The following is a 15,353-nucleotide window of genomic DNA, read 5'->3' as shown; positions in this document are numbered from 1 at the left end:
GCGTGGCGCGGGACCACGGGACGGTCCCGCGCCACCCGCTCAGCCGCCGGACAGGGCGTCACAGCTCAGGCCGGGGGCCGCGGGCGCGGCGCCCCGGACGTGGCCGTCGCCGGTGAGGACGTACTTGGCCGTGGTCAGCTCGGCGAGCGCGATCGGCCCGCGGGCGTGGACCTTCTGCGTGGAGATCCCGACCTCCGCGCCGAGTCCCATCTCGCCGCCGTCGACGTACCGGGTGGAGACGTTCACGGCGACGACCGCGGAGTCGACCAGCGACGTGAACCGCTCGGCGGCGGCCGCCGACCGCGTGACGACCGACTCGGTGTGCCCGGAGCCGTACCGCCGGATGTGCGCGACCGCGTCGTCCAGCGAGTCCACGACCGCCGCGGAGATGTCCGGGGACAGGTACTCCGCCGCCCAGTCCTCCTCGGTGGCCGGCACCACGGCCCGGTCGTACCCGGCCACCCGCGCGTCACCGTGGACGGTGACGCCCGCCTCGCGCAGCGCGGCCAGCGCGGCCGGCAGGAACGTGTCGGCGATCTTCGCGTGGACCAGCAGCGACTCCGCCGCGTTGCACGTCGAGGGGCGCTGCGTCTTCGAGTTGAGCAGCACCGACAGCGCCATGGCCGGATCGGCGTCCTCGTCGACGTAGACGTGGCAGTTGCCGATGCCGGTCTCGAGGACGGGGACGGTGGCGCCCTCGACGACGGTGCGGATCAGGCCCGTTCCGCCGCGCGGGATCAGCAGGTCGACCAGCCCCCTGGCCGTCATCAGCTCCCGCACGGAGGACCGGTCGTCGCCGGGCACCCGCTGGACCGCGTCGACGGGTACGGCGGTCCCGGCCAGCGCGCCCCGGATCACCGCGATCAGCGCCGAATCGGTCGCCCGCGCGACGGAGGAGCCGCGCAGCAGCACGGCGTTGCCGCTCTTCAGGCAGAGGGCGGCGGCGTCGGCGGTGGCGTTCGGGCGGCCCTCGTAGACGAAGGCGATCACACCGAGCGGCACCCGGATCCGCCGTACGTCCAGGCCGTTGGGGAGGACCGAGGAGTACGTCGTCTCGCCGACCGGGTCGGGCAGCGCGGCCACCTGCCGCACGGTGGCGGCGACCCCGGCGACGCCCGCCTCGTCCATCCGCAGCCGGTCGAGCACCGACTCCGGCTTCCCGGCGGCCAGCGCCGCCTCGACGTCCCGGCGGTTGGCCTGAAGGATCTCGCCGGAGCGGGCCAGCAGGGCGTCGGCGACCGCCTCCAGCGCCGCGTCCTTGTCGGCGCCGGACAGCGTGGCCAGCGGGACGGCCGCCCGCCGGGCCGCGGCGGCCGCCTCCAGGACGCCGCCGCGGGACGCCGTGGGTGACTTCTCGCTCATCGGCCGGTCCCTGCGTGGACGACGGCCTCGATGCCGTCGGAGTCGAGTCCGAAGGCGCTGTGCGCGGCGAGCGCCGCGGCCTCCAGGTCGTGGATGTGGACCACCACGGAGATGCGGATCTCGGAGGTGGAGATCATGTCGATGTTGATGCCGGTCTCGGCCAGCGCGGAGAACAGCGTGGCCGAGACGCCCGGGTGGGAGCGCATGCCGGAGCCGACCACCGACAGCTTGCCGATGCGGTCGTCGTGCCGCACGTCCAGATAGCCGATCCGGTCCTTGAGCCCTTCGACGACGCTCAGCGCCGCGGCGCAGTCGGCGCCGGCGAGGGTGAAGGAGATGTCGGTGAGCCCGGTGGCGGCCGCCGACACGTTCTGCACGATCATGTCGAGGTTGACGCCCGCCTCGGCGAGGGCCGTGAAGATGACGGCCGCCGCCCCGGTCTTGTCGGGGACGCCCCCGATGGTGACCTTCGCCTGGCTCCGGTCGTGCGCGATGCCGGAGATGACCGGCTGTTCCATGTTCTCTCCTCCTGCTGCCGTCTTCCCGACTCCTCGGTCGGTGACCCAGGTGCCGTCCTTCTCGCTGAAGGACGAGCGCACATGGATGGGGACGCCGAACCGGCGGGCGAACTCCACGGAGCGCAGATGCAGGATCTTCGCGCCGTGCGCGGCCAGTTCGAGCATGTCCTCGGCGGCGATCCGGTCGATCTTCCGCGCCGCCGGGACGATTCTGGGGTCGGCGGTGAACACGCCGTCGACGTCCGTGCAGATCGCGCAGACGTCGGCGTCGAGCGCGGCGGCCAGCGCCACCGCCGTGGTGTCGGAGCCGCCGCGGCCGAGGGTGGTGATGTCGTTCGTCTCCCGGCTCACGCCCTGGAAGCCCGCGACGATGACGATCGCGCCCTCGTCGAGAGCCTCCCGCAGGCGCTTGGGGGCCACTTCGGTGATGCGCGCCCGGCCGTGCTCCGCGTCCGTGACGACGCCGGCCTGCGAGCCGGTGAACGACCGGGCGTCGTACCCGAGGTCGCCGACGGCCATCGCCAGCAGCGCCATGGAGATCCGCTCGCCCGCGGTGAGCAGCATGTCCAGCTCGCGGCTGTGGCCGTCCGCGCCGACCTCCTCGGCGAGGGTGAGCAGATCGTCCGTGGTGTCGCCCATGGCGGAGACCACGACGACGATGTCGTCGCCGCTCTCGCGGGCCGCCACCACGCGGCGGGCGACCCGCTTGACGGACTCGGCGTCGGCCACGGACGAGCCGCCGTACTTCTGCACGACAAGGGCCATCAGGGTTCCTTTCGGTGAGTGTGGCCGTGGACCTCGGCAGAGGGGACGGCGGGATCGGCGGGCCGGGCGAGGAGTTCCTCCACGAGCGGGCGGCAGCTGCCGCAGCCGGTGGTGGCCCGGGTCCGGGCGGCGACCGCGGCGACGTCCCCGGCACCGGCCCGCCGGCACCGCGTGATCGCGTCCTTGGTGACCGCGTTGCACTGGCAGACCACGGCGTCGCCGGGCAGCCCGGCCGCGCCGGGAGCGACACCGGCCGCCGCCACGCCCGGTTCGGGGAACTCGGGGAACAGCAGCAGCCGCCGGTCCAGCGGGGCCTCGGCCTGCCGGTCGAAGAGCCCCGTGACCGTGCCGGCGCCGGCCGTGGCGCCCGTGCTGCCGCCGATCAGGATGGCGCCGGTCACCCGGTTCTCGCGCAGGATCAGCTTCTGGTAGGTGCCGCGCCGGGTGTCGAGGAAGCGGACCACCTCGGGCGGAGCGCCCTCGTCCGCGCTGTACGCGTCGTCCTCGGTGAGCTGGGTCTCGCCCATCGCCGTGAGGTCGATGCCGGCCGCCTTCAGGCGGGTGACGATCCGAGAGCCCCGGTACGGCATGCCCCGCGGGTCCTGGGTGATCGCCTGCGCGGCGACCGCGGCCTGCTCCCAGGCGGGCGCCACCAGGCCGTGCACGGTGCCCCGGTGCTCGGCGCAGTCGCCGACCGCGTACACGTGCGGATCGGCGGTACGCATCCGGTCGTCCACCACGACGCCCCGGCCGACGGGCAGACCGGCCGCCTCGGCGAGGCGGGTGTCGGGCTGGGCACCGCACGAGACGACGAGCAGATCACCGGCGATGTTCCGCCCGTCGGCGCACTTCACACCGGTCAGCCGCCCGTCCTCGGCGGTCACCTCGGTGACGGCCGCGCCGAGTTCCACGGCGATGCCCAGCCGGTCCAGCGCCCGGCCGAGGACCCGCCCGGCCGCCGCGTCCAGCTGGCGTTCCATCAGGCGGTCGGCGGCATGCAGGACCCGCACCTCCAGACCCCGCTGCGCCAGCCCCCGCGCCGCCTCGACGCCGAGCAGCCCGCCGCCGAGCACCAGGGCGCGCGGCGACCGCCCCGAAGGCGCCGAGGCCACGGCGGCCTCCGCCAGGCCGAGGATGCGGCGGCAGTCGGCGAGCGTGCGGAACGCGGCGGTGCCGGGGTGCGGGCGGCCGCTGTCGCCGACCAGGCCCTTGACCGGCGGCAGCCAGGCGACCCCGCCGGTGGCCAGGACCAGCGTGTCGTAGCCGGTGACGCGGCCGTCGTCGGTGGTGACGGTCCGCGCGGCCCGGTCGACGGCGGTGACCCGGACGCCCGTCACGACGGCGGTCCCCTCGTCCTGCCGGGGCAGCTCGACGGAATCCTCCGTCGCGCGGCCCGCCAGCAGATTCGTCAACAGCACGCGGTTGTACGGCCGGTGGGGTTCGGCGCCGACGAGGGTGATCCGCCAGCCGGGCCGCCGGGCCCGGACCTCGTCCGCCACGCGGTGCCCCGCCATACCGGCGCCCACGATCACGACGTGCCGCATCAGATGCGCTCCAGCCGGACCGCGCTCACCTTGAACTCCGGCATCCGCGAGACCGGGTCCAACGCGTCGCCGACGAGCGAGTTGGCCCGTCCGGCGCCGCCCCAGTGGAACGGCATGAACACGGTGTCCGGGCGGACGGCGGACGTGAGCCGGGCCTCCGCCTCGGCACTGCCGCGCCGGCTGACGACCCGGACGAGTTCCCCCGCCGAGATCCCCAGCCGCCGCGCGAGATCGGGGTGGACTTCCACGAAGGGCCGCGGGGCCGCCTCGGCCAGCGCGGGGACACGGCGCGTCTGGGCGCCGCTCTGGTAGTGCTGCATGATCCGTCCGGTGGTCAGGAGGAGCGGATGCTCCGAGTCGGGTTCCTCCGCCGCGGGCCGGTGCTCCACCACCACGAACCGGGCACGGCCGTCCGGGTGCGCGAACGCGTCGAGGAACACACGGGGCGTGCCGGTGACGCCGTTCCGGGCGCGGGCTTCGGTGCCGGGCGCGGCCGCGGCGCCGCCTTCCGGCGTGTCCTCGCCGGCCGGAGCCGGCCAGAAGACCCCGTTCTGCCGGTCGATACGGTCGTACGTGATCCCCGAATAGTCGGCGGCGCCGCCGTTGCTCGCCCGGCGGAGTTCGGTGAAGACGGTGGCCGGGTCGGTGGGGAAGCCGGTCGGGTGGCCGAGGCGGCGGGCCAGTTCGGAGAGGGTCGCCAGGTCCGTGCGGACGCCGGGCGGCGGGGGCTGGAGCCGGCGGCGGCGCAGCACCCGGCCCTCCAGGTTGGTCATGGTGCCGTCCTCCTCCGCCCACTGCGCCGACGGCAGTACGACGTCCGCGAGCGCCGCGGTCTCGCTGAGCAACGGGTCGGCGACGACGAGGAGTTCGAGGGCGCGCAGCCGCCGCTCGACGTGCCGGGCGTTGGGGGCGGACACCACCGGGTTGCTGCCGAGGACGAGCAGCCCCTGCGGTCCGCCCGGCGTGCCGAGCGCGTCGAGCAGTTCGTACGCGCTCGGCCCGGCGCCCGGCAGCGCGTCCGGGTCGACGCCCCAGACGCGGGCGACGTGCCGCCGGGCGGCGGGGTCGTCGATGCGCCGGTACCCCGGCAACTGGTCGGCTTTCTGGCCGTGTTCCCGTCCGCCCTGCCCGTTGCCCTGGCCGGTCAGGCACGCGTAGCCGGAGCCGGGTGTGCCGGGCAGGCCGAGGGCGAGCGCCAGGTTGATGAACGCGGAGGCGGTGTCGGTGCCCTTGCTGTGCTGTTCGGCGCCCCGCCCGGTGAGGATCACCGCGTGGCGGGCCGCGCCGAGCAGCCGGGCCGCGCGGTACTGGTCGGCGACCGGCACCCCGGTGATCCGCTCGACCCGCTCCGGCCAGTACGCGGCGACGGCCCGCCGCACCTCGTCGAACCCGTTCGTGCGCCGCGCGACGTACGTCTCGTCGAGGAGGCCGGTGCTGACCACGATGTGCAGCAGGCCGTTGGCCAGCGCCAGGTCGGTGCCGGGGACGGGCCGCAGGTGCAGGGTGGCCTGGGCGGCCGTGGGGGTGCGCCGGGGGTCGACGACGACGAGGTCGCCGCCGGCCCGCCGCTGTTCGTTCAGGTACCGGGCGAACGGCGGCATGGTCTCCGCCGGGTTGCCGCCCGCGAGCAGGATCGTGTCGGCGGCGGCGACGTCGGTCAGCGGGAACGGCATGCCGCGGTCCAGCCCGAACGCCCTGAGCCCGGCGGCGGCCGCCGACGACATGCAGAAGCGGCCGTTGTAGTCGATGGCCGCCGTGCCGAGCGCGACCCGGGCGAACTTGCCGAGGAGGTAGGCCTTCTCGTTGGTCAGCCCGCCGCCGCCGAACACGGCCACGGCGTCCCGCCCGGCCCGCCGCTGGATGTCCCGGATGCCCCGCACGACCCGCTCCAGGGCCTCATCCCAGGTGGCGGGCTCCAGTTCACCGCCCTTGGCGCGGCGGACCAGCGGAGTGGTGAGCCGGTCGGGTGAGGTGAGCAGGTCGGCGGAGGTCCAGCCCTTCTGGCACAGCCCGCCCTGGTTGGTGGGGAAGTCCCGGGCCTGGACGCTCACCCGGCCGGCGCCGTCACGGCTCAGCAGCATGCCGCACTGGAGCGCGCAGTAGGGGCAGTGGGTGGCGACGGTGCCGGGTGCCGTGGAGGACTCCGGTCCGGTGGGCTCCTGGACATGCACGGTGGACTCCTGGACACGCACGGAGGACTCAGACATCGGCGGCCGCCAGGCTCGGCACGCGGCCGACGGCGAAGCTCCGCCGCAGGTAGCAGAACCAGGTCAGCGCGAGGCAGACCCCGTAGAACGCCGCGAACGCGAGCAGCGCCGCCCCCGAGTCGCCCGTACCGGCCACGGAGGAGCCGAACGCGCGGTTGACGAGGAAGCCGCCGGCCGCGCCGACCGCCGAGGTCAGGCCGAGGGCCGTGGAGCCGTCCCGCCGGCCCCGGGCGAGCGCGTCCCGCCGCGCCGCCGGGTCGTCGCCGGGCACGTCCCGCAGCGCCCGCGCGCGGAAGATCGCCGGGATCATCCGGTACGTGGAGCCGTTGCCGAGGCCCGCGGTCACGAACAGGAGGAAGAAGGCGAGGAGGAAGGACGGGTAGTGGTGGGAGCGCAGCGCGGCGAGCGCCCCGAGTACCGCCACCGCCATGGCGAGGAAGTTCCACGCCGTCACCCGGGCGCCGCCGAACCGGTCGGCGAGCAGCCCGCCCAGCGGCCGGGTGCAGGAGCCGACCAGGGCGCCGAGGAAGACGTACGACGCCGCCCCGGTGCCCGGGAACTCCAGCGACACCAGCAGCGGGAGCGCCGTGGCGTACCCGATGAACGAGCCGAACGTGCCGATGTAGAGCAGCGAGACCAGCCAGGTCTGCGGATCCCGGGCGGCCCGGCGGGCGCCGCCCTCGTCCGGGCGGGCCGCGCGCAGGTTGTCCATGCGCAGGAACGCGCCGAGCGCCGACACCAGGATGAGCGGCACCCAGAACAGTCCGGCGGCGGCGAGCCCCAGGGCCCCGGTGATCAGCGGCAGCACGAGCTGCACGGAGCTGACCCCGATGTTGCCGCCCGCCGCGTTCAGGCCGAGCGCGAGGCCCTGCCGGGAGGCGGGGAAGAAGTGGGTGATGTTGGCCATGCTGGAGGCGAAGTTGCCGCCGCCCAGCCCGGCGGTGGCGGCGATGAGCAGGAACACCCAGTACGGGGTGTCCGGATCGTCCACGGCCGCGCTCAGCAGCACGGCGGGCACCAGCAGCAGCAGGGTGCTGGCGACGGTCCAGTTGCGGCCGCCGAACCGGGCGGGCGCGAAGGTGTACGGCACCCGCAGCACGGCGCCGACCAGGTTGGGCAGGGCGACCAGCCAGAACAGCTGGTCGGCGGAGAACCGCCGGTCCGACAGCTCGACCGCGACGACGCTCCACAGCGTCCACACGGTGAAGCCCAGATGTTCGACGACGACCGACCAGATCAGGTTGCGCCGGGCGGTGCGGCGGCCGCCGCCCTCCCAGAAGGAGCGGGACTCCGGATCCCAGTGTCCGACCCAGCGGCCGCCGTCCCGGACGGCCGGCGGCGCACCGCCGCCGGGCTCGGGAACGGTCCGTGTCTCGGGCATGGTCAACGGCCCCTGCCCGCGCCGAATATTCGGATGCCGCGGTTCAGACCGCGCACCGGCTCCAGCGACCGCAGATCCTTCACCACCGCGCCGATCGCGGCGTCCGTCGCGGTGTCGGTGGTGACCGTGAGGGTGGCCTCCGCGCCCAGGACGTCCTGGCGGATGGTGACGAGGGAGACGCCGTGCGCGCCGAACGCCGCGGCCACCTCGGAGAGCACACCGGGCTGGTTGGTGACGAGCATGCTCAGGCAGTGCCGGGCACCGACCTCGTCCATGGGGACCAGACGCAGGTCGGCGGCCGGCGGCTGGTGGTGTTCGGTGGTGCCCGCCACCCGGTTGCGGCAGACCGCGACCAGGTCGCCGAGCACCGCGCTGGCCGTCGGCGCGCCGCCCGCGCCCTGGCCGTGGAACATCAGCTCCCCGGCGGCCTCCGCCTCGACGAAGATGCCGTTGTACGCGCCCCGGACCGCGGCCAGCGGATGGTCCGCGGGCACCAGTGCCGGCAGCACCCGCGCGCTCACTCCGGCGTCGGTCCGCTCGGCCACGCCGAGCAGCTTGATCACCGCGTTCTCGTCCGCGGCGTGGGCGATGTCCGCCGGGGTGATGGCGGAGATCCCCTCGCAGTGGACGTCGTCCAGGGACACCCGCGTACCGAAGGCCAGCCGGGCGAGGATCGCCACCTTCGCGGCGGCGTCGTGCCCCTCCACGTCGGCGGTGGGGTCGGCCTCGGCGTACCCCAGGCGCTGCGCCTCGGCGAGCGCGGTGCGGAAGGTGCCGCCGGAGGTGGTCATCCGGTCGAGGACGTAGTTGGTGGTGCCGTTGACGATGCCGGCCACCCGGTGCACCCGGTCGCCGGCCAGGGACTCCCGCAGCGGGCGCAGCAGGGGTACGGCGCCCGCGACCGCGGCCTCGTAGACCAGGTCCACGCCGTGTTTGTGGGCGATCTCGTGGAGTTCGGTGCCGTCCGTGGCGATCAGCGCCTTGTTCGCCGTGACCACCGAGGCGCCGGCCTCCATGCCCGAGGTGAGCAGCGACTTCGCCGGTTCGATACCGCCGATCAGCTCGACGACGACGTCGATGTCGCCGCGCGCCACCAGCCGGGCCGGGTCGAGGGTGAACAGGGCGGGGTCCAGCCCGTGGGTCTCCGGGCGGGGGCGGCGGACGGCGATGCCGGCGAGTTCCACCGGTACGCCGATCCGGGCGGCCAGTTCGTCGCGGCGGGAGACCAGCAGCCGGGCCACCTCGGAACCCACCGAGCCGAAGCCGAGCAGGGCGACGCGCAGAGGGGTGAGTCTCATGGGAGGTCTTCTCCAGGGCGGTCAGTCGGCCGAAGCCGGGCAGCGGAAGAGATCCGCACGGTCATTTGGAGGGGACGCCGTCGGCGGTCAGCGCGGCGGCGTCGGCGGGGGCGGCGGGGACCCCGCCGGCGGCCCGGCGGCGGCGCGCCAACTGGAAGAGCTTGGCGCCGGCCACGAGGGCGACGGGCAGCACCAGGAAGGCGCCGTAGAAGACGAAGACGACGAGGACGACGGCGAGCGCGCCGAGTGCGCCCACCTGGCCGAGGCGGCTGCCGCGCAGCAGTTTCACGGCCGCGGACAGACCGGCGATGTACACGGCGACGAAGCACGCCGAGGCGGCGGACATGATCGGGTCGAGGCCGATGTCCGCGACCGCGGCGGTCAGCAGCAGGGCGGCGACCAGCGAGGCGAGCACGGAGAGGCTGCGCTTCGGGATCTCACCGGCCCGGTTGCCCGGCGCCAGCCAGGACGGCAGGTCGCCGTCGCGGCCGAGCGCCGCGCCCAGCCGGGAGCCGCCGGCGATGTAGGAGTTGGTGGTGGCGAAGGTGAGCAGCGCGGCCGCGACCGCGGTGACGGCACTGGCCCAGTCGCCGATGCCGCGTTCCAGCAGCAGGGTGAGCGGCACCCCGGACCGCTTGGGCTCCGAGCCGAGCACGGCGACGCTGGTGAAGGCGACGCCGAGGTAGAGCACCGCGACGACGACGATGGTCAGGGCGGTGACGATGGGCAGCTGGCGGCGTGGGTCGCTGAACTCCCCGGACAGATGGGAGACGGCCTCCCAGCCGGAGAAGGCGAAGAACAGCAGGGTTGCGGCGTGTCCGACGGCCAGCCAGCCGTGCGGGGCGAACGGGGTCAGGTTGTCGCCGCTCGCGTCGGGCGCGGCGATGACGATGGCCACCACCATCAGCGCGGCGAGCAGCCCCACCAGCATCAGCTGCAGGCCGCCGGAGAGCCGGAGCCCGAGCCAGTTGCTGGTGAATGAGCCCAGCAGCAGGAGCGCGGCGACGGCGAGCGTCATGCCGTGACCGCCGCCGAGCGCGTCCGCGACGTAGGCGCCGCCGACGATGGCCGCGCTGGTCACGCCCGCCGGTACGGCGAAGTAGAAGAGCCATCCGACCGGTGCGGCGGCGCTCGGGCCGAACGCCTTGGCCGCGTAGGTGGCGACCCCGCCGCCGTCCGGGTAGCGCATGCCGAGCGCGGCGAAGGCGCTGGCGACGGGAACGCAGAAGGCGACCAGCGCGGCCCACGCCACCAGCGAGGCGGGCCCGGCTTCCTTGGCCGCGAGGGCGGGCAGGACCAGGACGCCGCCGCCGAGGACCGCGCCGACGAACAGCGCGGTGCCCTGAGCCACCCCGATACGGTGACTGGTACTCATCAGATCTTCCTTTGCGGCTCGTCCGCCCCGGTCAGCGGGGCGTGAGGGTGCGGGAGGAGGGGTGGGGGGCCGCGCCGAGACCGCGGAGGAAATCGGCCATCGCATCGAGGAACGGCGGTACGTCCAGCAGGAACGCGTCGTGCCCGGCGTCGCTGGTCTCGTCCTGGTCGTGCCGGGCCGGCACCCCGCGGGCCGCCAGCTCCGCCTGGATCCGGCGGCTGTGATCGGGGCCGTACAGCCGGTCGTGGGTGAAGCTGTACAGCCTCACCTTCGGCCGCACGTCGACCGTGCCGAGCGCGTCCGGCACCGAGAACGCGTCGAAGCGGTCCATCGCGCCGGTCAGCGTCAGATAGCTGTTGGCGTCGAAGCGCCGGACGAACTTGTCGGCCTGGTGCTCCAGGTAGCTCTCCACGGCGAAGTCCCCCTGGACCACGGTGGAGGGATGGAAGCGGGTGCCGGGCCGGCGGCCGTCGCGCCCGAACTTGCGCTGCAGGGACGCCTCGGACAGATAGGTGAGGTGCGCGATCATCCGGGCGATCCCCAGGCCGTCGCGGGGGCCGCCGCGCCGCGGGTAGCGGCCGTCGAGGAACTCCGGGTCACTGCGGATCGCCGCGCGGGCGATCGCGTTCCACGCCAGGTTGTCCGCGCTCTGCCGCCCGGTCGCCGCGGCGATGAAGTAGCCGTCGGCGTCGGCCGGGTGGCGCAGCAGCCACTCCAGTGCCTGCATGCCGCCCACCGACCCGCCGATGACCGCGCGCAGCCGGCGGACCCCGAGGGCGGCGACCAGCTCCCGGTGGACGGCGACCATGTCGGCGATGTCCACGGCGGCGTGCGGGGTGCCGGAGGGCCACGCGGCGGTGGTGCCGGCACAGCCGCCGAGCACGTTCGCGCAGATCACGAAGAGGCCGTCGGTGTCGACCGGCCGACCGGGCCCGACCATGACGTCCCACCATCCGGGGCTGTCCCCGGGATGGTGGCGGGCCACGTGCGAGTCGCCGGTCAGGGCGTGGCAGACGAAGACAGCGTTGTCGCGGGCGGCGTTGAGCTCGCCGTAGGTTTCGTAGGCCACCCGTACCTGCGGGAGGATCACTCCCGATGTGAGGCGCAGCGGGTGGTCGGCCGAGAAGAGTCGCCGGTGGGAGACGTACTGGCCGACCGGCGCCGGGCAGTCGATGGTCACGGTGATTCCCTGATGTCCGGTGGGTCGGTGGTGTCCGGCCGGCTAGGCGGCGTCCAGTGCCTGCGCCAGGTCGTGGATCAGGTCGTCGGGGTGTTCCAGGCCGACGGAGAGCCGCACCGAGCCCTGGGTGATGCCGGCGGCCAGCAGATCGGCCTCGGGGAGCTGGCGGTGCGTGGTGGAGGCGGGGTGGGTGGCCAGTGACCGTACGTCGCCTACGTTGCTGACGTGCGAGAAGAGCTTCAGCGCCTCGATGAACCGGGCGCCGGCCTCGCGCCCGCCGGCGAGCTCGACGGTCACCATCGGGCCGGTGCTGTCGCCCAGGTAGCGCAGGACCTGCTTGGCCTCCTCGCCCTCCGCGAGACCGGGGTGGCGTACGAGGGAGACCTTGGGGTGCCCGACGAGGAACTCCGCGACCTTGCGGGCGTTCTCGGAATGGGCGGGCATGCGCAGCGGGAGGGTCTCGATGCCCTGGAGGATGAGCCAGGCGTTGAACGGGCTCATGCTCATGCCGAAGTCGCGGAGCAGGGTCTCGCGGGCCTTGAACAGGTAGCTGCTGCGGCCGCGGCTCTCGGGCAGGTTGCGGGCCTGCTCGCCCCAGACGACGTTGCCGTACGCCGGGTCGGGCCGGGTCATCAGGGGGTGGCGCTCCGACGCGGCCCAGTCGAAGTTCCCGCTGTCCACGATGAGCCCGCCGAGCGCGGCGCCGTGCCCGCCGAGGTACTTGGTGCCGGAGTACACGGTGACGGCCGCGCCGTGCTCGAACGGCCGGCAGGTGAAGGGCTGCAGCGTGTTGTCCACGATGAGCGGCACCCCGTACCGGGCGCCGACCTCGGCGACCTCGGCGATGGGGAAGATCCGCAGCCGGGGGTTGGGCAGGGTCTCACCGAAGTACAGCCGCGTGCGGTCGTCGGTGGCCCGGCCGAAGTTCTCCGGGTCTTCCGGGCTGACGAAGCGGGTCTCGATGCCGAAACGTTTCAGCGTGGCACCGAGCAGGCTCCACGAACCACCGAACAGCTCCTTGGACGCCACGACGTTGTCGCCCGCCTCGACCAGGTTCAGCACCGCCAGCGTCACCGCGGCCTGCCCCGTCGCGGCACTGAGCGCGGCCACACCGCCGTCGATCTGCGCAATCCGCTCTTCGAGCACGTTCAGCGTGGGGTTCCCCAGCCGGCTGTACGCGTGCCCGTTGTGCTGCAGCCCGAAGATCCCGGCGGCCGTCTCCGCGTCCGGGAACTCGTACGCAGCCGTCATGTGGATCGGCGTGATGAGCGGGGCGTTGAGCCCCATGCGTATCTCGCGGCCGCCCTGGATGACGGCGGACTCCCGCCGCGCGTAACCACGCGTACCGAACAGCTCTTCTTCGTGATGCGACAGCAAGTGATCCCCCATTGATCAGCAGGCAGCGACGAACGCGACCCGCCCCACGCTAGGAGCGCCGTGCGACACGCCTCAACGTGATGATCATCGCCGCTCAGTTGGCTGAAAGTGCCTGGCGGCGGGCTTGTCGGCTCGCTAGCGGGGGCCTTTCTGAGACTCCGTCAGTCACCGTTTCCGGGCCCTCAGCCGGGGCGCGCCGACCGGTGTGCGGACTGGCCGTGGCGATGTTTGGTACAGACCTCTGGTGGGGTGGGAGGGGGCTCGGTCGGCGGGGGTGGTTACACGTTCAACCGGGGCTGAAAAGCTGCGCGGGGGCGGGCTGTTGGAGCCGATATGTCGGCAAGAAGGATCGCTGGTTCACGCGCGAGAAATAAGGAATCTCCGGTTCCGCCACTTGATCGGAAACACGGGGCTGTGGTGAGCGGGCGGAGGGGGGAGTGCGCGGCCCCGATGCGCCGGAAGCATTGTCGGCGGGGCGTACTAACGTGCCCGCAGCGCCCCGCCCCATGGATCTCTGTATGCCTGTACGCCTGTACGTCTGTACGCCCGAGGAGCCACGATGTCCGGAACCACCCCCGAGCTGCCCGCGAAGGATCTGCTCACCCTGATACCGGAGTACGCGGGCCTGGCCCGGGAGACCGTCCTCCTCAACCCGGAACCCGGCGAGCCCGGCGTGCGGGAGAGTTCGCTGGGCGGTGAGCTGCTGTGGCCCGCGGACGAGCCGTGGCCGTACTGCGCGCAGGAAGACCACTGGACGTTCGGGTCCGACTTGCGCAACCACACGGAGATCGTCCCGGGCGCGGTGCCGATGGTGCCGATCCTCCAGTTGTTCGCCCGGGACGTACCGGGGCTGCAGTTCCCGGAGGGCAAGGACCTGCTGCAACTGGTGTGGTGCGCGCTGATCCACGAACAGGATCCCGGCCCGGTGATGCCGAGGCTCTACTGGCGCAACGAGGCGGAGGTCGTGGCCGGCGGGCTGCTGTCCGAGGTCCCGGCGGTGAGCGAAGGGGAGTACGACGAGGACAACATGCCGGAACCGTCCACGCTGTCCCCGACCACCGCGGAGGACTTCCCGAGGTGGCTGGACCTGCCCGAGGACATGTGGGAGACCTGGGAGCCCCGTCTCCGCGCGGCCACGGGCCGTGCCGTGTGGCCGCCCGACTCCAACATCATCGGGACGAAGGTCGGCGGCTGGCCCGCCTGGATTCAGCCCGCCGACTGGCCGGCCTGCGAGAGCGGACACCGCATGGAGCACCTTCTGACCATCACCGGCGACATCCAGCTCGGCGACTGCGGCGGCGTCTACTTCTTCCACTGCCGCCAGTGCCCCGGCCTCCCGTGGGACTGGCGCTTCGACTGCCACTGACAGCCGCCTGAACGCGGCCTTGTGATCAGGCCGAACCCACACCCGGACCCGAGCCGCCGGACGCCTCGTTCGCGGCACGGCGGTACTCGGCGTTGATGCGCTGAGCCTCCTCGAGCTGGTCCTCGAGGATGATGATGCGGCACGCGGCCTCGATCGGGGTTCCCCTGTCGACGAGCTCGCGGGCACGGGCGGCGATCCGCAGCTGGTAGCGGGAGTACCGGCGATGTCCGCCCTCCGAGCGCAGCGGAGTGATCAGACGGGCCTCTCCGATGGCTCGGAGGAAGGCAGGAGTGGTGCCGAGCATTTCGGCGGCCCGGCCCATGGTGTACGCGGGGTAGTCGTCGTCGTCCAGACGATTGCTGAGCGGAGTTTCTGCTGCCATGTCACCTCGTTGTGCAACGCGTCGAGGGGCCCTGGTGCCGTACGGCACCAGGGCCCCGAAGGAAATGAAACACCATCTGTCGGCCCTAATGCTCTGCCGACCTTCTGTTTCCGCTACCCGGCCCGGCAAGGGGAGGGGTGCGGGGATCGCGGCTGCGTGACCGGGGACCACCATCCATTCCGGGGTCTTGCGGTACCCGGACCGAGAGCTTCCCGGGCCGGGCGATCCTGATGGCGTCTGCTCCTCCGTCCTCTCTCTGAACCGACCACTTTGAAGGGGTACTGCGGTACTGCGTGGTGATGCTGTCGGCGGCCCCTGGATCTGCGGGCCGCCCAGTGCGGCTCTGGCTTTGGAGCTCCAGAGCCACACTGACCTGCGAACTTGCGTACTGCTACCCGCCAGTTCGTGTCTGCCGGGTCTCACTTGACCGTGTCAACGAGAAGAAGGCTAATCGCATCAGGAGGCAATGTCTACTCTCGCAAGAGTAGATTTTCTCCCGCGGAGGACGAGATGCCGGGGCGGTGGCACGACGATGAGGGCTCCTGCCGACGCGCGTCGGCAGGAGCCCTCACCGGGTCTTCGATGGCGGTTGCCCGCC

The 15,353-nt window shown here is 73.2% G+C and carries 11 protein-coding genes; 1 reads left to right on the top strand and 10 read right to left on the bottom strand.

The window, feature by feature from the left end; genetic code table 11:
- Positions 1–39: 39 nt before the first annotated feature.
- The 9 genes from AMK31_RS17660 to AMK31_RS17620 form a co-directional block, all read right to left on the bottom strand.
- Complete coding sequence (locus AMK31_RS17660) at positions 40–1,362, bottom strand: glutamate-5-semialdehyde dehydrogenase (RefSeq protein WP_073941495.1); 1,323 nt, start codon at positions 1,360–1,362, stop codon at positions 40–42.
- Positions 1,359–2,645, bottom strand: a complete 1,287-nt coding sequence (locus AMK31_RS17655) for an aspartate kinase (RefSeq protein WP_073941494.1) — start codon at positions 2,643–2,645, stop codon at positions 1,359–1,361. The genes AMK31_RS17660 and AMK31_RS17655 overlap by 4 nt, the downstream gene beginning before the upstream one ends.
- Entirely contained in the window at positions 2,645–4,189 is a 1,545-nt protein-coding gene (locus tag AMK31_RS17650; protein WP_073941493.1) for an FAD-dependent oxidoreductase, read from the bottom strand. Before AMK31_RS17650 ends, AMK31_RS17655 begins: the two co-directional genes overlap by 1 nt.
- Entirely contained in the window at positions 4,189–6,270 is a 2,082-nt protein-coding gene (locus AMK31_RS17645) for a molybdopterin oxidoreductase family protein (RefSeq protein ID WP_241842676.1), read from the bottom strand. Before AMK31_RS17645 ends, AMK31_RS17650 begins: the two co-directional genes overlap by 1 nt.
- Positions 6,271–6,388: 118 nt before the next feature.
- Complete coding sequence (locus tag AMK31_RS17640) at positions 6,389–7,777, bottom strand: MFS transporter (protein ID WP_073941491.1); 1,389 nt, start codon at positions 7,775–7,777, stop codon at positions 6,389–6,391.
- 2 nt (positions 7,778–7,779) lie between these two features.
- Entirely contained in the window at positions 7,780–9,075 is a 1,296-nt protein-coding gene (locus AMK31_RS17635; protein ID WP_073941490.1) for a homoserine dehydrogenase, read from the bottom strand.
- Between the two features lie 61 nt (positions 9,076–9,136).
- Positions 9,137–10,450 carry an APC family permease gene (locus AMK31_RS17630; RefSeq protein WP_073941489.1) on the bottom strand — a complete coding sequence of 438 codons (1,314 nt, stop codon included), beginning with the start codon at positions 10,448–10,450 and terminating at the stop codon, positions 9,137–9,139.
- Between the two features lie 31 nt (positions 10,451–10,481).
- Complete coding sequence (gene metX / locus AMK31_RS17625) at positions 10,482–11,630, bottom strand: homoserine O-acetyltransferase MetX (protein ID WP_198948506.1); 1,149 nt, start codon at positions 11,628–11,630, stop codon at positions 10,482–10,484.
- Between the two features lie 42 nt (positions 11,631–11,672).
- On the bottom strand, positions 11,673–13,007 hold the full coding sequence (locus tag AMK31_RS17620; protein ID WP_241842662.1) for an O-acetylhomoserine aminocarboxypropyltransferase/cysteine synthase family protein: 1,335 nt from the start codon (positions 13,005–13,007) through the stop codon (positions 11,673–11,675).
- 559 nt (positions 13,008–13,566) lie between these two features.
- Here AMK31_RS17620 and AMK31_RS17615 point away from each other — a divergent pair.
- Positions 13,567–14,373 carry a DUF1963 domain-containing protein gene (locus tag AMK31_RS17615; RefSeq protein WP_073941486.1) on the top strand — a complete coding sequence of 269 codons (807 nt, stop codon included), beginning with the start codon at positions 13,567–13,569 and terminating at the stop codon, positions 14,371–14,373.
- 25 nt (positions 14,374–14,398) lie between these two features.
- Here AMK31_RS17615 and AMK31_RS17610 read toward each other — a convergent pair whose 3' ends face one another.
- Positions 14,399–14,755: a MerR family transcriptional regulator gene (locus tag AMK31_RS17610; RefSeq protein ID WP_073941485.1), complete on the bottom strand. Its 357-nt coding sequence runs from the start codon at positions 14,753–14,755 to the stop codon at positions 14,399–14,401.
- Positions 14,756–15,353 lie beyond the last annotated feature (598 nt).

The sequence above is a fragment of the Streptomyces sp. TSRI0107 genome, from assembly GCF_001905845.1.
Lineage (GTDB): Bacteria > Actinomycetota > Actinomycetes > Streptomycetales > Streptomycetaceae > Streptomyces.
Note: the sequence above shows the minus strand (reverse complement) of the source record. Positions and strands in the feature narration are given on the sequence as shown.